This is a genomic window from Sphingomonas sp. Leaf20, from assembly GCF_001421535.1.
GTDB lineage: Bacteria > Pseudomonadota > Alphaproteobacteria > Sphingomonadales > Sphingomonadaceae > Sphingomonas.
The window spans coordinates 477,233-498,279 of record NZ_LMKN01000008.1 but is presented as its reverse complement, the minus strand read 5'-3'; the positions used below and the strand labels follow the sequence as shown (position 1 = coordinate 498,279).

The 21,047-nt window shown below is 67.5% G+C and carries 15 protein-coding genes; 4 read left to right on the top strand and 11 right to left on the bottom strand.

All coding sequences use genetic code 11. The annotated features are described in order from the left end of the window. The first annotated feature begins 183 nt into the window (after positions 1–183). Together ASE72_RS10515 and ASE72_RS10510 are read left to right on the top strand one after the other, a co-directional pair. Positions 184–1,302, top strand: a complete 1,119-nt coding sequence (locus ASE72_RS10515; RefSeq protein WP_056022151.1) for a fatty acid desaturase family protein — start codon at positions 184–186, stop codon at positions 1,300–1,302. 76 nt (positions 1,303–1,378) lie between these two features. Continuing rightward, positions 1,379–1,693 carry a hypothetical protein gene (locus ASE72_RS10510; RefSeq protein WP_056020583.1) on the top strand — a complete coding sequence of 105 codons (315 nt, stop codon included), beginning with the start codon at positions 1,379–1,381 and terminating at the stop codon, positions 1,691–1,693. Positions 1,694–1,803: 110 nt separating this feature from the next. Here the strand turns inward: ASE72_RS10510 and ASE72_RS10505 are convergent, their stop codons facing one another. The 4 genes from ASE72_RS10505 to ASE72_RS10490 form a co-directional block, all read right to left on the bottom strand. Further along, positions 1,804–2,895 (bottom strand): acyl-CoA dehydrogenase family protein, encoded by a 1,092-nt coding sequence (locus ASE72_RS10505; RefSeq protein ID WP_056020580.1) that lies wholly within the window; start codon positions 2,893–2,895, stop codon positions 1,804–1,806. A 4-nt stretch (positions 2,896–2,899) separates the two neighbouring features. Further along, entirely contained in the window at positions 2,900–4,108 is a 1,209-nt protein-coding gene (locus ASE72_RS10500; RefSeq protein ID WP_056022148.1) for an acyl-CoA dehydrogenase family protein, read from the bottom strand. Positions 4,109–4,300: 192 nt separating this feature from the next. Then, entirely contained in the window at positions 4,301–5,854 is a 1,554-nt protein-coding gene (locus ASE72_RS10495; RefSeq protein ID WP_056020577.1) for an alginate export family protein, read from the bottom strand. 52 nt (positions 5,855–5,906) lie between these two features. Next, positions 5,907–7,253, bottom strand: a complete 1,347-nt coding sequence (locus ASE72_RS10490; protein ID WP_443024757.1) for a dicarboxylate/amino acid:cation symporter — start codon at positions 7,251–7,253, stop codon at positions 5,907–5,909. Between the two features lie 242 nt (positions 7,254–7,495). Here ASE72_RS10490 and ASE72_RS10485 point away from each other — a divergent pair, with 242 nt between their 5' ends. Together ASE72_RS10485 and ASE72_RS10480 are read left to right on the top strand one after the other, a co-directional pair. Beyond that, the gene (locus tag ASE72_RS10485) at positions 7,496–9,244 is read left to right on the top strand and encodes a sensor histidine kinase (protein ID WP_056020575.1); all 1,749 of its coding nucleotides are present in this window, start codon (positions 7,496–7,498) and stop codon (positions 9,242–9,244) included. After that, positions 9,241–10,581, top strand: coding sequence for a sigma-54-dependent transcriptional regulator (locus tag ASE72_RS10480; RefSeq protein WP_056020572.1), 1,341 nt, complete (start codon positions 9,241–9,243; stop codon positions 10,579–10,581). The genes ASE72_RS10485 and ASE72_RS10480 overlap by 4 nt, the downstream gene beginning before the upstream one ends. A 51-nt stretch (positions 10,582–10,632) precedes the next feature. Here ASE72_RS10480 and ASE72_RS10475 read toward each other — a convergent pair whose 3' ends face one another. The 7 genes from ASE72_RS10475 to ASE72_RS10445 all read right to left on the bottom strand — a co-directional run bounded on the left by ASE72_RS10475 (position 10,633) and on the right by ASE72_RS10445 (position 20,700). Continuing rightward, positions 10,633–11,688, bottom strand: coding sequence for an AbrB family transcriptional regulator (locus ASE72_RS10475; protein WP_056020569.1), 1,056 nt, complete (start codon positions 11,686–11,688; stop codon positions 10,633–10,635). Then, positions 11,685–12,347 carry a hypothetical protein gene (locus ASE72_RS10470; protein ID WP_056022142.1) on the bottom strand — a complete coding sequence of 221 codons (663 nt, stop codon included), beginning with the start codon at positions 12,345–12,347 and terminating at the stop codon, positions 11,685–11,687. The genes ASE72_RS10475 and ASE72_RS10470 overlap by 4 nt, the downstream gene beginning before the upstream one ends. Further along, the gene (locus tag ASE72_RS10465) at positions 12,344–13,642 is read right to left on the bottom strand and encodes an Hsp70 family protein (RefSeq protein WP_056020567.1); all 1,299 of its coding nucleotides are present in this window, start codon (positions 13,640–13,642) and stop codon (positions 12,344–12,346) included. Before ASE72_RS10465 ends, ASE72_RS10470 begins: the two co-directional genes overlap by 4 nt. 100 nt (positions 13,643–13,742) lie before the next feature. After that, positions 13,743–16,994 carry a PAS domain-containing protein gene (locus ASE72_RS10460; RefSeq protein ID WP_082445938.1) on the bottom strand — a complete coding sequence of 1,084 codons (3,252 nt, stop codon included), beginning with the start codon at positions 16,992–16,994 and terminating at the stop codon, positions 13,743–13,745. Positions 16,995–17,043: 49 nt separating this feature from the next. Next, positions 17,044–17,511: a YaiI/YqxD family protein gene (locus ASE72_RS10455; RefSeq protein WP_056022139.1), complete on the bottom strand. Its 468-nt coding sequence runs from the start codon at positions 17,509–17,511 to the stop codon at positions 17,044–17,046. A gap of 243 nt (positions 17,512–17,754) precedes the next feature. Beyond that, complete coding sequence (locus tag ASE72_RS10450) at positions 17,755–19,518, bottom strand: DEAD/DEAH box helicase (RefSeq protein ID WP_056020562.1); 1,764 nt, start codon at positions 19,516–19,518, stop codon at positions 17,755–17,757. 57 nt (positions 19,519–19,575) lie between these two features. Next, positions 19,576–20,700, bottom strand: coding sequence for an NAD(P)/FAD-dependent oxidoreductase (locus ASE72_RS10445; protein ID WP_056022136.1), 1,125 nt, complete (start codon positions 20,698–20,700; stop codon positions 19,576–19,578). Positions 20,701–21,047 lie beyond the last annotated feature (347 nt).

The following is a 21,047-nucleotide window of genomic DNA, read 5'->3' as shown; positions in this document are numbered from 1 at the left end:
CGACCTCCACTGCATGATGTCGACGGGACTTGCCGAGGCGAAAGCCACGACGGTGCCACCCCTGTCGGCCGCCCCAACCGCCACGCCATCGCCCGGCTGGTTGATTCCCCCGGCGCGATCACCATTTTTCAGCCTGAATTCTTCTGTATCGACGACGATACGTCACCCCCAGATGGTATGATCATGGCAACCGCATTCATCAACGCTGATCCTCTTGCCGAGCCGCTGGCACGCGCGGCTGCGGCCGTTGCGCGCCCGAAGGCCGCGCAGCTGGGGCAGGAAGACGGGGCCATGATCAAGGCGGCGGCGACGCTGACGCGCGATCTCCATGCCGCACGTCCGGTCGTGTACTGGACCGACCTGATCGCGTCGGCCGGGATCGGCTATGCGGGGCTCGCGGTGGCGATCGTCGCGACGCCGCTCTGGGCGAAGCTGCTCGGCGGAGTCGTCGCGGTGCTCGCGCTGTACCGCGCGCTCAGCTTCATCCACGAGCTGTCGCACATGAAGCCCAATGCGGTGCCGGGCTTTACCGCCGGGTGGAACATCCTGTTCGGCGTGCCCGTCATGATGCCGTCGCTGATGTACGAGGGCGTTCACACGCTCCATCATGCCAAGACGCGCTACGGGACCAACCGCGATCCCGAATACATGCCGCTCGCCCGCGGGCCGGTGGTGACGCTCGGGCTGTTCGTCCTGGTGTCGGCGCTGCTCCCGATCGGGCTGATCCTGCGCTACGGCGTGCTCGCCCCGCTGTCGCTGCTGTCGCCCAAGCTGCGCGAGATCGTCGTGACGCGCTATTCGGCGCTGGCGATCAACCCCCAGTTCCGCCGCAAGTCGCCCGAGGGCAAGGCGCTGCGGAGCTGGCGTATCTGGGAGACCGCCGCGAGCATCTGGGCGATATCGTTCGTCGTGCTGACCGCGACGGGCGTGTTCCCGCTTGCGGCGTCCGCGACGTTCCTGATCATCGTCTCGGCGATCGCCGTGCTCAACCAGGTCCGCACGCTCGTCGCGCATCTTTGGGAGAATGAGGGCGATGCGATGAGCATCACCGACCAGTATCTCGACAGCGTCAACGTCCCGCCGCCCGGCCTTCTGGCCGAAGTGTGGGCACCGGTCGGGCTGCGCTATCACGCACTGCACCACCTGCTCCCCGGGCTGCCCTATCATGCGCTGCCCGAGGCGCATCGGCGGCTGACGGGAGAGCTCGGCGACGGTTCGTCCTATCACCGCGCGAATTATTCGACGCTGTCGGGGCTGGTCGTCAATCTCGTCAAGGCGTGCCGGAATGCCGTGCGGGCGTGATCGCCCCGGTATCGCTTGACGCCGTAGCACGCTAAGCCCCGCGCGGACCCTTTTCGGTCCGCGCCGGAGTGCATCTGTGATACCGAAAATCTACCATCAGTGGATCGACTGGATCGGCGACGGCACCGGCCTCCCCGACACGATCCTTCATATCCATGCCGGCATGGCGTTGCTGATGATCGCGCGGCTGATCACGCGGCGCTCGTTCGGGACGTTCATTCCCTTGACCGTCGTCGCCGCCGGCGAGGCGTTCAACGAGATCATGGACCGCTTGAACTATGGTTCGTGGCGCTGGGACGATACGCTGCTCGACATTGCCAACACGATGTTCTGGCCGACCGTGATCTGTCTGGGAGTCCGCCTGCGCCCCATCATCGCAAAGCGCGGATAACCGCGGCGACAGCTGGACCGGCGGGCCGTCGAAAAGCCCCGTCCCGGAGGGGGCGGAGCCTTTCGATCGTACCTGCGGCGAGACGGGCAACGCGTCTCCCCAGAGCCGTCTCAGGCGGCCTTTGCGAGCTCGATATAGCGTTGCAGATGATGGTCCTCGTCGCCGAGTTGGTGGTCGATCATCACGAGCCGCTTGGCATAGTGCGACACCGCATATTCCCACGTCATGCCGATCCCGCCGTGCAGCTGGATCGATTCCTCGGCTACCAGCGCGCCGGTCCGGCCGATCGTGTATTTCCCCGCGGCCAGTGCGCGGTTGCGCGCCGTGACGTCGTCGCCGTCGAACGCGGTCGCCGCGTTGATCACCGCGGACTGCGCCTGCTCGATCTCGAGCAGCACCGTTGCCATGCGGTGCTGGAGCGCCTGGAACTTGCCGATCGGCACGCCGAACTGCTTGCGGTCGCGCAGATAGCCGAGCGTCGCCTCCTTGACGAAGTCCATCGCCCCGACCGCCTCGGCCGATAGCGCGAGCAACCCGGCGCCGACCGCGGCGTCGACGACCGCCTGGCCCTGCCCCTCGCTGCCGATCCGCGCATCACCTGCGACCGTCACGCCGTCGAACGAGACGTCGCCCGCCGCGCCGCCTTCGACGGTGTTGTAGCTGCGCACCGAAACGCCGGGCGACTTCGCATCGATCAGCAGCACCAGCGGATCCCCGTCCTGCTCGACCGTGACGACGAGGAGCGACGCCGCGCCCGCCTGCTGCACGACCGCCTTCGATCCGCTCAGCGTCCAGCCATCGCCATTTGGCGTCGCGGTGACCGGGGTTGCGCCGTCTTCATGCGCGAACGCCGCGATCGTTTCGCCCGATACGATGCCCGCCAGCGCGGCGTCGTGCCCGCCGCCCGCGGCGAGCGCCCGGCCTGCCATCAGCGCGCCGAGAAACGGCTCGACCACAAGCGCGCGGCCAAGCGCCTCGAACACCACCATGATGTCGAATCCGCTGCCGCCGAAGCCGCCCGCGGCCTCGTCGAACAGCGCCGACACGATCCCGAGTTCGTTCAGTTGCGCCCAGACCGCCGGGTCATACCCCGCCTCGCCATAGGCACCCGCGTTGCGCGTCTCGATGGGATAGCCGTCGCGCAACGCCCGGACGAGCGTGTCGGCCAGCATCCGGCGGTCATCGCTATGTTCGAAGTTCATGTGCTCAGAGACCCAATATGGCTTTGGAGATGATGTTCTTCTGGATCTCGTTCGATCCGCCGAAGATCGACAGCTTGCGATTGTTGAAATAGCTCGGCGCCGCCATCGCCGCGTCCTCCGGGCCGACATCCTCGCCGTTCCAGCCGGCCTCCAGCGCCTCGGGTATGTAGGGCGCGGCATAGGACCCATAGGCACGCCGGGTCAGCGCGGTGATCTCCTGCCGGATCTCGGTGCCCTTGATCTTGAGCATCGAGCTCTCCGCGCCGGGCGCGCCGCCACCCGCAACCGCCGCCAGCACGCGCAGGTTCGTCGTCTGCATGTTGGCGAGGTCGATCTCGACCCTGGCCATGCGCGCCGCGAACAGCGGGTCGTCGGCAAGCGCACGCCCGTTCTTCCGTTGCGACTGCGCCACCTCCTTCAACCGCTCGAACGACGCGATCGAGAAGCCGACGCCGGCGATGTTGGTGCGCTCATAGGTCAGCAGATACTTGGCGTAGGTCCAGCCCTGGTTCTCTTCGCCGACGAGGTTGGCGACGGGCACCTCGACATCGGTGAAGAACACCTCGTTCACTTCCTGCTCGCCGTCGATCAGCGTGATCGGGCGAACCTCGATGCCGGGCGACTTCATGTCGATCAGCAGGAAGCTGATGCCCTCCTGCTTCTTCGCGGCGGGATCGGTGCGCACGAGGCAGAAGATCATGTCGGCATGCTGGCCGAGTGTCGTCCACGTCTTCTGCCCGTTGACGACATAGACGTCGCCACCCTCCCGCGTCTGGCGAACTGCGGTGGTCTTGAGGCCCGCGAGATCGGACCCCGCCCCCGGCTCCGAATAGCCCTGGCACCACCAGTCGGACCCGTCGAGGATGCGCGGCAGCCACGTCTGCTTCTGCTCCTCGGAGCCGTATTTGATCAGGACCGGACCGAGCATGTTGACGCCGAACGGCACGACGCGGGGCGCGTGCGCGAGCGCGGATTCGTTGTCGAAGATAAACCGCTGGATCACGCTCCAGCCCGGACCGCCCCATTTTTCGGGCCAGTGGTTCGCAAGCCAGCCGCGTTCGTTCAGGATCGCGTGCCATTCCTCCATGTCCGCCTTGCGCAGCCGCTTGCCTTCGCGGACGAGCGTCGACAGTCGGGCGGGAAGTTTGTCGCGGAAGAAGGCGCGAACCTCGTCGCGGAACGATTCTTCCTCGGGCGTGAAGCTGAGATCCATGACCATGTGACTCCTTGTGCTGGAGACCATGTGCCACAAAGATCGACCGAATTGAAGGACCGGTATGGTCGAAATCGTACGAAGTGTCGGCGGTATGTCGCAGGTTAATTCAGGCGGTATCGCGCCTGCCCGCCCCGGCCGTCATCCTGAGTGTCGTCAGGATGACGGATTGGGGCGGGCAGCCACGCCCGATCAGAAGCGGTAGCTGAGCCAGCCCGCGAGGAAGTCCGAGTTCTTGTAGTTCGCACGGGTCAGCGCAGGCCCCGCGATCAGATGCTCGTAGCGCCCGGTGAACGACAGGCGCGAGGTGATCGGATAGACCGCCTGGAACCGGATCGTGTCGGCGATCTTGCTGCCCGAGACATTCTGCGTGCCCGCAAACGCCGTGCCGTTGGCGCGGTAGACCGCATCGCTCTGCGTATCGCGCCACGACAGCTGATATTCGGCCGTCAGCCGCAGCTTGTCGAACACGCTGAAGCTGACGTTCGGCGCAACCGCGATCAGGTTGGTCGGCGTCGCGAACAGCTGATAGCTGTAATAGATGTTGTTGCCGAACGGCGCGAGCGCGGTGCGCAGCGTGCCGTTGCCATAGGCGCCGCCGCCGCTCGCATAGTCCGCGTGGAAGCCGATGCGCGGCGCGTTGCGGCCCTTGCCCAGCTTGTAGGTCTGCGCGAGCAGGATCAGCCATGCCTCGATCGAGCGGTTGTCATAGCTGCCGCCCTGGTAATTGACCGTCCAGTCGAGATTGACCGGTCCCGCATCGCCCCAGAAATGCAGCCCGTAGAAATTTCGGACTTCGCGCGCATTGTCGGTCCCCCAGACCGCGTTGCGATTGCGCAGCCGCCAGAGAAACGGGTCGAGATAGAGCTTCGAACCACCGAACAGCGTGTCGGGCAGGACGATGCCGGTCGAGATGCCCGAGAAACGCCGGGCGCTTTCCGCATCGTCGTCGCGCGTACCCTGCGTGCCGTACGCGGTCGGCTTGAAGTCGAACACGTCGGCGCGCACGTTCTTGGCCCGCGCCCAGCCGCGGAAACCGTTGAACCCGAAATACAACGTGTTGTTGTCGCGCGGCACGACCAGCAGGTTCGGGCCGTCGGCAAAGGTCTGCCGACCATAGCGGACGCCGACATCGACATCCGCGACCGTCCCGGTCAGGTCGACGAACGCCTGCTGCACCGCGAGCTTGTTGCGCAGGTTCGGCAGCACGTTGCCGAGATTCTCGCCCTCGAGCGTGCCGTGCGCGAGTTCGCCATAGAAGCGCAGATGCTCGCCGACGTGCAGGTCCGCGCCGCCGAACAGACGGAGAATGTCCTGACGCTGCGCTTCGCTGTCGCGGAGATTGGGGTTGGTGGTGTGGTTGACGCGCAACCGCGCCTCGCCCGACAGCGTCAGGTACACGTCGCCGTCGCCCGCGATCGAGATGAATTTGAGCTGGTCGATGATGTCCTTGCGCTTGGCCGGATCGCGCAGCTTCGACCAGTCCTCCGCCCAGCGCGACTGGTTGTAGCCGCCCGCGGTGACGCCGTCGCCGACCGCGGCATTGGGATAGCTTTCGGAAATCGGCGACGCCGCGCTGGTGCTGGCGGCATCCTTGGACACGGGGCCGAGCCGTTCGCGCGCCTTGGGCGACGCGGTCTGGGGAGCGGCCTGCTGCGGCGCGGCCTGGGCCAGCGCCATCGCGGGGAGGGTCGCGACGGCAAAGCCCGCCGCGTGGCGCACGCGGCGCATCATCATCGAGGTCATATAAGCTGTCCGGTACTGGTCGCGGGGCCGGCGCGTGCCGGCCCCGTCGGGATCAAGCGGCAGGAACCGCGGCGGTGGCGACCGGCGCCGGTGCGAGTTCGGGCAACTTGCCCGAGAGCGCCGCATCGAGCTTGTCGCGGTCGAGCGCGCCTTCCCAGCGCGCGACGACGATCGTCGCGACCGCATTGCCGATGAAGTTGGTGAGACTCCGGCACTCGCTCATGAAGCGGTCGACGCCGAGGATCAGCGCCATGCCCGCGATCGGCACGGTCGGGACGATCGACAGTGTGGCCGCCAGCGTGATGAAGCCCGCGCCGGTGACGCCGGCGGCCCCCTTGGACGAGATCATCGCGACGACGAGCAGCAGCAGCTCCTGCCCCAGCGTCAGGTCAGTGTTCGTCGCCTGCGCGATGAACAACGCCGCCAGCGTCATGTAGATGTTGGTACCGTCGAGGTTGAACGAATAGCCGGTCGGCACGACCAGCCCGACGACCGACTTCTCGCAGCCCGCAGCCTCCATCTTCTGGATCAGGTTCGGCAGCGCGGCTTCCGACGACGACGTGCCGAGCACCAGCAGCAGTTCGGCCTTCAGATACTTGATCAGCTTGAAGATCGAGAAGCCCGTCAGGCGTGCGACGGTGCCGAGGATGACAACCACGAACAGCGCCGCGGTCAGATAGAAGGTCGCGACCAGCGCGCCGAGATTGGCGAGGCTGCCGATCCCGTATTTGCCGATCGTGAACGCGATCGCGCCGAACGCACCGAGCGGGGCTGCGCGCATCAGGATGCCGACCAGCTTGAAGACGATCAGGCTGAGACGCTCGAGGAAGTTGAGCACGGGCTTGGCAGGCTCGCCGACCAAGCTCAGCGAGATGCCGAACAGGATCGCGATCAGCAGGATCTGCAGGATGTTGCCGTCGGTGAACGCGCTGACCATCGTGTCCGGGATGATGCTCATCAGGAACCCGGTGATCGTCGTCTCATGCGCCTTGACCGTATAGTCGGCGATGCCCTTGGTATCGAGCGAGGCGGCGTCGATGTTCATCCCCGCGCCCGGCTGGACGACGTTGGCGACGATCAGGCCGACGATCAGCGCGAGCGTCGAGAAGAACAGGAAATAGGCGAACGCCTTGCCCGCGACCCGGCCGACCGAGCCCAGTTCCTTCATCCCGGCGATCCCGGTGACGAGCGTGAGGAAGATCACCGGGGCGATGATCATCTTCACCAGCTTGATGAAGGCATCGCCCAGCGGCTTCAGCGCCGCGCCATAGGTCGGATAGAAATGGCCGAGCGCCGCGCCCAGCACGATCGCGATCAGCACCTGGATATAAAGCTGGCCCGTCCAGCGTTTCCGGCGGGGCGTTTCCGCGACCGCATATGCCTGGGATGGAATCGTCAACATCGCCTCCTGAAGTCGCACCAGCTTGTGCTGGCGGTATCTGACGGACGTAATGCCGTGCCGGACCTGACACTTCAACCGCACGACCAGCACCTGATAAACCCGCGGTTTTGCGCCATTTTTTGCCATACCGGCATTTCCAATGTGCGGATTTTGCACCATTATGCGGATGGCGCGCACCCGATGTGTGTGATAATCCGCACAAAATGACGTGGACGCGATCGGCTCTTTTCAGCGCGGCAATGACCGTCCTTCTCGCCTTCGTTCTGCTTGGCGTGATGGTCGCGGGCACGGCGTCGATCTATGGCCGCCGCGCGGTCGCGGATGCCGCGGCGACGGTCCAGATGGCCGCCACGCAGCAGACCCGGACCAACCTCCAGCTGCTCGAGGCGGAGCTCCAGACGTATCGATTGCTGCCGATCATGCTCGGCGAATATCCCGACGTCCGGGCCGCACTCGAATCGGGGCGCGTGGATGCGGCGTTGAACCAGAAGCTCGCCCTGCTCGCCGAACGGACGGGCGCACCGGTGATCTACGCGCTGGACAGCCAGGGGATGACGATCGCCGCGTCGAACGCCGCGCGCCGCGACAGCTTCCTCGGTCACAATTATCGCTTCCGCGAATATTTCACCGAGGCGATGGCGTCGGGCGCGACCGAATTCTTCGCGCTTGGCAGCGTCAGCGGGCGGTCCGGACTCTATCTCTCGCGGCGGATCGACCGCGGCGGCAAGCCGCTCGGCGTGGTCGTGGTGAAGGTCGAGTTCGACAAGATCGCCCGCGCCTGGATCCGGTCGCACATGGCGACCTTCGTCGTCGATCCCGACGGCGTGATCCTGATCTCCAGCGATCCCAGACTGCAATTCCATACCACCCGCCCGCTATCGCCGCGCCGCCGCGCGCTGCTCGCGCGTACGCGTCAGTTCGGCTCGATACGGCTCGTCCCCGCCCCGTTGACGATCGCCGGCGAGCGGTCCCGGCTTCCCGATGGCACGCCGGCAGTGACGGTGTCGCTGCCCGTGCCGATCGCGGGCTGGCGGCTGGTGCACATGGAGCCGCTCGACGTGGCGCTTCGCGTCGCTGCGACGCGGACGCGCTGGGCGACCGCGCTGGCCGGATTGGCGACGATCGCGACGATGGCGGCGGCGTGGTGGGTCTATGCGCGACGTAAGCGCAACGCCGGCGCGCGCGCGGAGCTCGAGGCGGAGGTCGCACGCCGTACCGCCGAGTTGCGCGCGACCGCCGAACGATTGCAGGTCGAGGTCGAGCAGCGCGAGGCGTCCGACCAGCGCTTCCGCCAGGCACGCGAGGAGCTGGCGCACGCGAACCGCGTGGGGTCGATCGGCACGATCACCGCCAGCGTCGCGCACGAGATCAACCAGCCGGTCGCCGCGATCCGGACGTTCGCCGACAATGCCGCCGCGTTCCTCGAGCGCGGCGAACCGGCACGCGCGGCGACCAATCTCCAGTCGATCGTCGACCTGACCAGCCGGATCGGCGCGATCACCGCGGGGCTCCGGCGCTATGCCCGGCGAGGGGCGGGATCGATCGGCCCGGTTGCACTCGACGCGGTCATCGACGGCGTCCGGCTGTTGATCGGCGACCGCTACCGCGCGAAAGGCGTCACGCTCGCGCTGCCAGACGGGCCCGAGGCGCGGCTGACGGTGATCGCCGGGCGCGTGCGTCTCGAACAGGTGCTCGTCAACCTGCTCCAGAACGCGCTCGACGCGGTCTCGGAGCGGCGCGATGCCCGCGTCGACGTGACGATCGGGCGACGCGGTCGCGACGTCGTGCTGACCGTCGCCGACAGCGGCCCGGGGATTGCCGCCGACATCGCCGACCACCTCTTCACGCCGTTCGCGACCAGCAAGAAGGACGGGCTCGGCCTGGGCCTCGGGATCGCGCGCGACATCATGACCGAGTTCGGCGGCACGCTCGACCTCGTTCCCTCATCCCAAGGTGCCATCTTCCGCATGATCCTGGTGAAGGCATGAGCGACCCTGCGCGAACGGAACAATCGATCCTCCTGGTCGACGACGACGACGTGCTGCGCGGTGCGCTTGAGCAATCGTTCGAGCTCGCCGGCATCTCGGTCATCGCCGAACGCGATCCGGTCGCGGCGCTCGCGCGGGTCGATGCCGGGTTCGACGGTGCGGTCGTCTCGGACATCCGCATGCCCAAGATGGACGGGCTCGAGCTGTTCCGCCGGATCGCCGCGATCGACCACGAGATCCCCGTCCTGCTGATGACCGGCCACGGCGACGTCGCGATGGCGGTCGCCGCGCTCAAGAATGGCGCGTTCGACTTCATCCCGAAGCCGTTCGCGACCGATCACCTGATCGCGGGCGCACGCCGGGCGCTCGACATGCGCCGGCTGGTCCTCGACAATCGCCGCCTGCGCGCCGCCGCCGAGGAGACGATCGGTGCCGAGCCGCTGATCGGCGAGACCCCGGTCATGATCCGCCTGCGCGACACGATGCGCCAGATCGCGCAGGCCAATATCGACGTGCTGATCGAGGGCGAGACCGGGACCGGCAAGGAACTGGTCGCGGTCCTGCTGCACCGCTGGAGCAACCGCCGTTCGCGCCCGTTCGTGGCGCTCAACTGCGCGGCGTTGCCCGACGTCGTCGCCGAGATCGAGCTGTTCGGCCATGACGGCGATTCGCGGCTGCCGCGCACCGGCCGGATCGAGGCGTCGAACCGCGGCACGCTGTTTCTCGACGAGATCGAGAGCGTGTCGTCGACCGTCCAGGCGCGGTTGCTGCGCGTGCTCGAGGAACGCGAGGTGATGCCGATCGGCGGCGACCTGGCACGCGCGCTCGACCTTCGCGTGATCGCGGCGTCGAAGCCCGGGCTCGATCACGCGGTCGAGGCCGGGCGGTTCCGGGCCGACCTTCTGTTCCGGCTCGATGCCGTGCGATTGCGGATCCCGCCGCTGCGCGAACGCCGTGACGACGTGCCGTTGCTGTTCGGGCACCTCCTCCACCAGGCGGCGGAGCGGTTCGGCCGCGAGGTACCGACGATCGACACCGCGACGCTTGCCTATCTCGGGCAGCATGACTGGCCGGGCAACGTCCGCGAACTCGACAATCTGGCCAAGCGCCTGGTGTTACGCGTCGAGGCCGACGAACCGGATGCCGAGCATGCCGACATGCCGTTGCCGGCGCGCGTCGACAAGTTCGAGGAAGCGACGATCCGCACGACGCTGCGACAGGTCAGCGGCGACGTACGATCCGCGCTCGCCGCGCTCGGCATCCCGCGCAAGACCTTCTACGACAAGCTCAAGCGCCACGAGATCGACGTCGAGGCCTATCGCCCGACCAAGGGGTGACCGTCATCCTGACGACAGTCAGGATGACGGCGATGATGGGGAGGTACGGGGTCAGGTCGGAATGACCGGCGGCACCCCGCCCTGCCGCGTGGCGACGAACCGCGCGAGTGGTGGCCCGATCAGCAACACGCCGAGAAACCGCATCACCTGCAACGCCATCACGAACGGCACGTCGACCGGGCTCGACGCGGCGATGATCGCGACCGAGTCCATCCCGCCCGGGCTCGAGGCGAGATAGGCGGTGACCGGGTCGATCCCCGCCCAGCGCGTCAGCGCCGCCGCGATGCCACCGCAGAACACGATCAGCAGTCCGACCGACAGCAGGATCCGCGGCATCGCTTTGCCCGCCACGCGGAGCGTATCGCGCGTGAACGACAGCCCGATCTTCCACCCGACCACCGCATAGCTGATCGCGAGCAACCATTGCGGCAGCACCGGCTGCGCGATCCCGGTGACGTTGAGCACCCCCGCCAGCACGAGCGATCCGAGCAGCGCGCCTGCCGGCAACCGCAGCAAGACGCCGACCGCCGCGCCCACCCCCGCGATCGCCACCGTCCGCAGCACCGCGACCGGATCGACGCTGGCGAACCAGGTCGCGGCAGGGTGATGCCCGCTGCCGCCGCCGACCATTACCGCGGCCAGCACGGAGGCGACGACCGCGACGCACACGACGCGCGTATAGGTCATCACTGCGACCAGCCGTGAGTCGGCGCCGTACGCCTGCGCCATCAGCACCATCGCGCTCGCCGCCCCCGGCGTCGATCCCCACACCGCGACCGTCCCCGGCAGCACCTGCCAGCGGCTGAGCAGATAGCCGAGCACGCTGCTCGCCGCGAGCGTCGCGACATTGACCGCAAGGAACACCGGCCAGTGATCCGCGACGGTCGCGACGATCCCGGTGGTGATCGACCCCGCGATCAGCGTGCCGACCGCCGCCTGCGCGCTCCGGAAGGCCAGCACCGGCACGCCCAGCGACCAGCCGCGCACCGCGAGCGCGACCGCCGCAATCATCGGTCCGAGCAACAGCCCCGCGGGCAGTCCGATCAGTTCCAGCGCCCCCGCCACGAGCGCCGAGAGCGCGATCAGCAGAAGCCAGCGCCAGATCATGAATTGGTGGCGAACCAGATTACATGCCGTGCGCCGCCCTTGCGCGTCGCGCGTGCGACGACTTCGTCGACCGTAAAGCCAGCCTCGTCGAGCCGTCTCGCGAACGCCTTGCTCGGCGCGGCCGACCATACCGCCAGCACCCCGCCGGGCCGCAACGCCGCGCGCGCGCGCGCCAGCCCCGCCGCGCCGTAGAGCCGGTCGTTACCCGGCCGCGACAGGCCGTCGGGCCCGTTGTCGACATCGAGCAGGATCGCGTCCCACCCGCCCTCGGCGATCGCCTCGGCGACATCGCCCTCGACGATGCGCGTGCGTGGGTCGCTCAGGCTGCCGCCGTGCAGCGTCGCCATCGGCCCGCGCGCCCATGCGATCACCGCGGGCACGATCTCTGCAACCGCGACCTCCGCATCGCCCGGCAGCCGCGCGAGTGCTGCACGCAGCGTGAACCCCATGCCCAGCCCGCCGATCAGCATCCGCACACCCGGCCGCGCGCCGATACGATCGCATGCCTGCTCGGCAAGCGCCTCCTCCGACCCGCTCAGCCGGCTGTTCATCAGCTCATTCGCGCCGAGCATGATCGAGAATTCGGCACCGCGCTGGAACAGCCGCAGCTCGCCGCCGCCGGGCACCTGCGCGGTGTCGAGGCAGATTCGCGGGATCATGCCGACCACGCCGCGATATCGTCCTGCTCGCCGATCAGCGCGAGCCCGTGCGCGATCGACGTCAGCTCGCCGCCGCTCATGATCGCCGCGTCGCCGAACCGCTCGGTAAAGATTCGCCGCACGCGCGGGATCAGCGACGATCCGCCGGTCAGGAACACGCGGTCGATCTCGGCGCTCTCAACGTTCGCCACCGCCAGCGCGCGGTCGACGGTCGTCTCGATCCGCGCGATGTCGTCCGCGATCCAGCCCTCGAACTGGTCGCGCGTCACGTCCGCCTCGATCTCGAGCCCGGCGCCTGCAAAATGGAAGTGCGCGTCCTCACCCGTCGACAACGCACGCTTGAGCGATCCGACCGCATCGTAGAGCGGATAACCGAGCTCGTTCTCGATCACCGCGATCATCCGGCCGATCGCATCGGGATCGACCGCGGTCTTCTGCAACCGCTCGAGCTCGGTCATCGTCTTCCGGTTGCGCATCAGCGCGAGCCTGGACCAGTCCGCGAAATCCGCGAAATAGGCGCGCGGGATCTCGAGCTCCTTGCCGAACGACTTGTACGCGCCGCCCTTGCCCAGCATCGGCAGCACCAGCCGGTCGAGGATGCGGTAGTCGAACCGGTCGCCCGCAATCCCGATGCCCGCATGGCCGAGCGGCGTGCAACGCCGCGCCGCCCCCGGTTCGGCGACACGCACGACCGAGAAGTCGCTCGTGCCCCCGCCAAAATCGGCGACCAGGATCGTTGCAGGCTCGGTCAGCCGCGTCGCATAGCTGTACGCCGCACCAAGCGGTTCATAGACATAATGGATCTCCGCGCCGAAGCCCTTGAACATCGCGTCGTAGCGCGTCCGCGCGAGCGCCTCGTCGGGCCTGGCGCCGGCATATTCGACCGGACGCCCGACGACGATCCGGTGCGGCCGCGTGTCGAGCCTGCCGCCCGCATGCGCGATGAGCTTGTCGAGGAACAGCTTGCCCATCTCCTCGAAGCGATAGCGCTTGTCGAAGACCGAGGCCTGTTCGAACGTCTTCATCGCCGCGACCGACTTGAACGACTGGATGAACCGGCTGTCGAGCGGATATTCCATATACTCCGCGATCGCCCACGGCCCCGCATCCGACGCGAGCCCCTTGCCGCTGTCGTCCTGCCAGAAGCACAACGCGGACCGGAACACCGGGCTGGTCTCGGCAGGTGCGGCAAACGTCACCAGCTCGGGTAAGCCACCGGGTGTGCCCAAAGCCACGACGCTGTTGGTCGTGCCGAAGTCGAGCCCCAGGGCGGGGCCGGCGGCTGCGGTTGACATGAAACTCTCCAGGGACCGGATGGCGCCCGCCTATGGCGACCGGGGGGGCGGGATGGCAACCGGTAAAGTGGTTTCGTGGCGAACCCCGCGCCGCCACCGCTCAGCGCGCGACCATCGTCCTGATCCGCGCCGCCAGCACGTCGAGCGCGAACGGCTTGGTGATCATCTCCATCCCTTCGCCCAGAAAGTCGCCGCGAACCGCGGCCTTTTCCGCATAACCGGTGACGAAGAGGATCTTGAGACCGGGCCGATGGCGCCGCGCGACCTCGGCAAGCTGGCGGCCGTCCATTCCGGGCAGGCCGACGTCGCTGATCAGCAGGTCGATCCGCGCGCCATCCGCGAGGATCGGGATCGCCGCACCCGCGTCCCCCGCTTCGAGCACCGCATAGCCTAGGCTGCCGAGGATATCGACGATCAGCATCCGTACCGCGACATCGTCCTCGACGACGAGCACGCATTCGCCGTTCGCGCGCGGCAGGTCCTGCTCGACGGCCTTGGTCGCGACCGCCGCGCTCCCGTGGAAGCGCGGCAGGTACAGCCTGACGGTTGTACCCTTCCCTTCCTCCGAATAGATCCCGACATGGCCGCCCGACTGGCGTGCGAAGCCATAGATCATCGACAGCCCCAGCCCGGTCCCCTGCCCGATCGGCTTGGTCGTGAAGAACGGGTCGAACGCCTTGGCAATCACCGCCTTCGACATCCCCATGCCCGTGTCGGACACCCCGATCGCAACATAATCGCCCGGCGCGAGACCATCGATCGCATCGGTATAATGCGCGTCGAGATGCGTGTTCTCGGTCTCGATCGTCAGCCGCCCGCCGTTCGGCATCGCATCGCGCGCGTTGATCGCGAGATTGAGCAGCGCGCTTTCGAGCTGGTTCGCGTCGGTCGTGACGGGCCAGGTTCCGTCCTGTCGCCGGATCTCGAGCCCGGCATTCTCGCCGAGCGTCCGCGACAGCAGATCCTCCATCTCCGCGATCAGCCGGTCGACATCGGTCGCCTTCACGTCGAGCGACTGGCGGCGCGAAAACGCAAGCAGCCGCTGGGTCAGCCCCGCGGCGCGCTGTGCCGACACGGTCGCCGCATCGAGATAGCGGTCGACCTTCTCCGCGCGCGGTTCGGGGACGTTGCGGCGGACCATGTCGAGCCCACCCAGAATGCCCGTCAGCATGTTGTTGAAATCGTGCGCGATCCCGCCCGTCAGCTGTCCGACCGCCTCCATCTTCTGTGCCTGGCGCAACGCGTCCTCGGCCCGCGCGAGCTGTTCCTCGCGCGCCTTCTCCGCGGTGACGTCGCGGCCGACCGCGTTGATCAACCCGTCGCCCGGGCGCGCCGCCCAGCTGATCCAGCGATAGCTGCCGTCCTTGTGACGATAGCGGTTGTCGAACCGCGCGAGGGTCTCACCGCGCGCAAGCCCTGCCGCCGCGTCGCCCGTCCGCCCGACATCGTCGGGATGGAGGAGGTCGAACAGCGACATCCCGACGATCTCGTCCACGCGCCAGCCGAGCATGGCGAACCAGGCCGGGTTCGCCGCCGCGATCATCCCGTCGAACGTCGCGCGCAGCATGATGTCGGACGACAATTCCCAGAGCCGGTCGCGATCCGCGGTCGAAACCACCACGGCTTCCTCGAGCCCCTCGTTGATCGCGCGAAGCTGGCGCTCGACCGCCTTGCGCGACGACTGGTCGAGCATCGCGCCGATCATCCGTACCGGCGCCCCCGCCTCGTCGCGAATGACATAGCCGCGATCGAGCACGTCGGCGTAGCTGCCGTCCGCACGCTCGAAGCGATATTCGTCGACCCAGTCGCTGCCGTCGCCATCGATGATCGCATGGATGCTGGCATCGACGCGGCCGCGATCATCGGGGTGGATATGCCGCAGCCACCAGTCACCGGTCAGTTCGACCGTCGCGAGGTCGTGCCCATAGGCCCGCGTCAGCGCCTCGTTCCAGACGAGCTGGTCGCGGCGCAAGTCCCAGTCCCAGATCGCATCGTTGGTCGCGCGGCTCGCGAGCCGCAACCGCTCGCTCGTCTCGCGGAGAACCGCCTGCGCCCGGCGATCCTCGGTGACGTCGACCACCGTGCCGATCAGCCTGACGGGTTCGCGATCCTCGAAAAACGCGACCCCGTGCGCTGCGACATGCCGCTCGCAGCCATCGATCCGGCCGATCGTCCGGTATTCGGCATCGAACCGCCGCGATCCGTCGGGATCGAGCGCGCCCGCGACCACCGCATCCAGGCGGCTGCGATCGTCAGGGTGGAGACCACCCAGGAATACCGCATAGTCGACCGGCGCTTCCGCGGGCAGGCCGAACAATTCGCGGCACCGCGAATCCCAGTTCAGCCAGCCCGTGCGCGGATGGAAATCGAACCGCCCGAGCCGCGCGACGCGGGTCGCAAGCTCGAGCTCCTCGCGACTTTCGGCGAGTGCGATCTCATTGCGGCGGCGCTCGCTGATGTCGTTGAACAGCACCGCGACATGATGCAGTTCGGGCGCATCGACGCGGTAGGCATAGACTTCGTACCACCGGTCATCGAGCACCGCCGCGGGATCCTCGAACCGGAGCGACTCGCCCGTCGTCGCGACGTGGCCATATCGGTCGAACCAGTGCTGCTCCATGTCCGGCGCCAGTTCGCGCATCGTCCGGCCGATGACGTCGTCGAGCCCGGTGTTGCGATGGAACGCCTGGTTGACCTCGACGAATCGATAATCGACCGGCCGGTCGCCGTCGAACAGCATCTCGATGACGCAGAACCCGGCATCGATCGAGTCGAACAGCGACCGATAGCGCCCCTCGCTCGCCTTGAGTGCGAGCTCGGCGCGGAGCCGGTCGACCGCATCCATCGTGCGCAGCGCGACATCCTCGACCAGCGCCAGCTCGGCCTGGCTCCAGTGTCGCGTACCATCCTCGTGCGCATACAGGATCGCCGCGAGCACGCCGTCGCGGATCAGCGGGACCACGATCAGCGCGCAGATGCCGATCTTGGCCCAGGTCTCGGAATTGACCGGGTCGGCCGAGCGCGGATCATTGTGGCAGTCGCTGACGAAGACGGTTCGGCCGCCGCGAAGCTCGTCGAGCACGCCCGCACCGAGCGTCGCGAGCACGCACGGCTCGCCCGCGAGACTCGGCAGTGCGCCGCTGGTCCAGTCGCCGCTGCCGTGGATCACGACACCCTCGCCCGAAACCTCGCCATAACCGCAGCGCGCGACGCCGAGATGCGATCCGAGCGCGGCAGCGGCGGCGGCCATGATATCGTCGGGGCGCCGCATCACGCGAAACAGATCGACGAGCGCCAGTTGAAACGCTTGCCGTGCCAAGAGTTCGTCACGATCGAGTAAGCCGGAGCGCATAATCCCTGCTTGCCCGGTGCAACCGGCAAAGTCGAGTGATCCGCGTCGGTTATACTCTTTTGAGTTTCACCAGTGCTGTATCGAGTGCCGAGAGAAAACTCGACCGGTCGGTCTTTGAGAAAGGTGCGGGCCCGCCGATCACATCGCCGCCCGCGCGCAGATCGGCCATGATCGCACGCGTCGCGATCGCGCCGCCGATCGAACTCGTCGTAAACGGCTTGCCGGTATTGGCGAGCACGGTCGCGCCCGCCTTCACGCAGCGGTCGGCGAGCAGGATGTCCGCGGTGACGACCACCGTCTTCGCATCGGCCTGTTCGGCGATCCAGTCATCGGCGGCGTCAAACCCGTCGCTGACGACGACGCGGCTGATCAGCGGGTGGACGGGGATGCGGAAATGGCTGTTCGCGACGATCGTCACGGGGACTTCGTGGCGCCACGCGACCTTGTAGATCTCGTCCTTGACGGGACACGCGTCGGCGTCGACGAGGATGCGGAGCGAGGATGGCGTGTCGGTCATGGTCATGTCACGCCCTACCCCCCTCGTCATCCTGACGAAAGTCAGGATGACGGAGGTAGGGGGGGCGGCACCAGCGCACCGTGCGCAATCCGCAAAGCCGATACCCCTCGATCCTCCCCCGCCAGGGGGAGGTGGCAGGCGCAGCCTGACGGAGGGGGCGGTAAAGGCAAACCGCCGTTGCGGGTCCGCCCCCTCCGTCACCTTCGGCGACACCTCCCCCTTGCGGGGGAGGATCGCAACACCTCAGCTGCGCTCGCGATTCCCGCGATACGGCGCCTTGCGCGCCGGTGCGGGACCGCCCCGCGGGGCCGAACGATGCAGCGTCGAGCGCGGACCGCTCGCATTGCTGCGCCCACCGCCATCATGCCGCGCACCGCTCTCGGGCGCGCCCTGCATCGCCTCGATCGCGACGCCGCTCTCCTCTTCGCCCGCTTGCGCGGTACGCTGGATCGCCGCCGAGAAGCGCGACGCGACGGCGCGCGGAATCTCGAACGCAGTCTCGTTCGGGCCGATGCGGATCGCACCGATCTCGGACTTGGTGATGTGCCCGCGACGGCAGATCAGCGGCAGGATCCAGCGCGGATCGGCGTTCTGGCGACGACCGATGTCCATGCGGAACCAGACGGTGTCCTCGAAGCCCGCGCGCGGACCCTGCGACCGATCGTCGCTGACCGACTGCTTGCTCTGGTCGATCAGGTCCTCGGCCTGCGGCATCGTCGCGCGGTGCATGTGCACCAGCGCCGCAGCGATATCCTCGGGGGTCTTCTCGGCCATCAGGCGGACGGCGAGCGCGCGATCCTCGTCCTCGACCTCGACGGGCTGCAACAGCATGCCGATCAGCCGCTCGTGATCGTTCTTGCGGATGTCCTCGGCGGTCGGGGCGTTGACCCACTCCGCGTTGATCTTGGCACCGCGGAGCATCATGTCGACGCGACGGCGGCGCGGGAACGGCACGATCAGGACGGCGGTGCCCTTCTTGCCCGCACGACCGGTACGACCCGAGCGATGCTGGAGCGTCTCGGCATCGCGTGGCAGCTCGACGTGCACGACGAGGCTCAGCGTCGGCAGATCGATCCCGCGTGCAGCAACGTCGGTCGCGACGCAGACACGCGCACGGCGATCGCGCAGTGCCTGAAGCGCGGCGTTACGCTCGTTCTGCGAATGCTCGCCCGACAGCGCGACCGCGGCAAAGCCACGCTCGACGAGGCTGGCATGCAGATGGCGGACGTTATCTCGAGTCGCGCAGAACAGCATCGCCGTCTCTGCCTCGTGGAAACGCAGAAGATTGATCACCGCATGCTCGATCTCGGACGGCGAGACCGTGACGGCCTGGTACGAGATGTCGCCATGACCGCGATCCTCACCGACGGTCGAGATCCGCACCGCGTCGCGCTGGTAGCGCTTGGCGAGCGCAACGATCGGCCGCGGCATCGTTGCCGAGAACAGCAAAGTCCGGCGCTGCTCGGGCGACGCGTCGAGGATCTGCTCGAGATCCTCGCGGAAGCCCATGTCGAGCATCTCGTCGGCCTCGTCGAGCACTGCGACCTTCAGGGCCGAGAGGTCGAGTGCGCCGCGCTCGAGATGATCGCGCAGACGGCCAGGCGTCCCGACGACGATATGCGCACCGTGTGCGAGGCTGCGACGCTCCTTCGACGCGTCCATCCCGCCGACGCAGGTCGAGATGCGCGCACCCGCCTTGGCATAGAGCCACATCAGCTCGCGGCTGACCTGAAGCGCGAGCTCGCGCGTCGGTGCGATGCACAGGACGAGCGGCTTGTGCGGCGCGGGCAGGCGCTGGACGCCGTCCTCACCCGCTTCACCCAGCAGCTCGCCGGCCATCGCCAGACCGAACGCGACGGTCTTGCCCGACCCGGTCTGCGCGGACACGATCAGGTCGCGACCGACCGCGTTCTCCTCGATCACATGCGCCTGGACGGGGGTGAGCGCGGTATAGCCACGCGCGGCGAGCGCTTCGGAAAGAAGCGACGGAATATTTGAAAAAGGCATGTACGTCCTAATTGGTGGCCGGCTTGACGCTACGGCAAAGCACTGGCGTGGTGGTCCCTACAGGACTTGGCCCGCGGCCCACCCGCTCGCCCATGCCCATTGGAAGTTGTAGCCGCCGAGCCACCCTGTGACATCGACCGCTTCGCCGACCGCATACAGGTTTTTTACGCGTTTGGCTTCCATTGTTTGCGAAGAAAGCTCAGCAGTGCTGATTCCCCCCGCCGTCACCTCCGCCTTGGCATAGCCCTCGCTGCCATTTGGCGTGAATTGCCAATGACTTAGCGCGCGCTCGACGTCCTGGAGCTTGCGGTCGGTGAGCGTCGAGATCTCCCCCGTCATCCCCAGCCGCTCGCTCAGCGTCTCCGCGAGCCGGTCGGGCAGCGTCCCCCCGAGCAGTTTGCGCAGCGTCGCGCGCGGCGTGGTGCGCTTGGCCGCGGGGAGCCAGCCGGCGTCGCGGTCGGGGACGAAATCGATGCCCACGGGTTGGCCGTGCCGCCAATAGGACGACGCCTGCAGGATCGCCGGGCCCGACAGCCCGCGGTGGGTGAACAGCGCGGCCTCGCGAAACGCGGTCTTGCCGGCCGTGGCGACGACGTCGGCGGCGACGCCCGACAATTCGCGGAACAGGATCTCGTCGCCGCCGAGCGTCAGCGGGACAAGCGCGGGCCGCGGCTCGACCACCTTCAACCCGAATTGCCGCGCGAGATCATAGGCAAAGCCGGTCGCACCCATTTTCGGGATCGACGGTCCGCCGGTCGCGATCACCAGCGCGGGCGCGGTGACCGCGCGGCCGTCGATCGCCACGCGGTAGCCGCCATCGCCATGCTCGACCGCGGTGACCGCGCGCCCGAGTGACAGGTCGACACGCCCCTTGTCGCATTCGTCGAGCAGCATCTCGACGATCTGTTTCGCCGAGCCGTCGCAGAACAGCTGCCCCAGCGTCTTTTCGTGCCACGCGATCCCGTAGCTCTCGACGAGCGCGAGGAAATCCTGCGCGGTGTAGCGGCCAAGCGCGGACTTGGCGAAATGCGGATTGGCGGAGATATAGCGGTCGGCGGCGGTGTGCATGTTGGTGAAATTGCACCGCCCGCCGCCCGAGATCAGGATCTTCTTCCCCGCCTGCTCGGCATGATCGACGAGCAGGATCTTCCGGCCGCGCTGTCCGGCGACGGCAGCGCACATGAGGCCGGCGGCGCCCGCCCCGAGGATGATTGCGTCGTAGTCGGACAAGTATCGCTCCACGCGGCCTAGGTCGGCGGCCGCCAATCAAGACTGTTCTACCGCGAAGGCGGGGACCCAGGCTGGGCTCCTGCCTTCGCGGGAGAACAGGGTTGGTGTAGCGCACGCGAAAGCAGCCCTATAGGCGCCACCTGCTCTCGATAAAAGCACCACCCCGGCGACGGCCGGGGGCCAATTGGGGGACGGCAATGAGGCACGCTGCGCGCCATCACCCCCACCTCCCCAATTGGACCCCGGCCTCCGCCGGGGTGGTGCATTTGGTCAATCTTCCGTCATCCTGACGAAAGTCA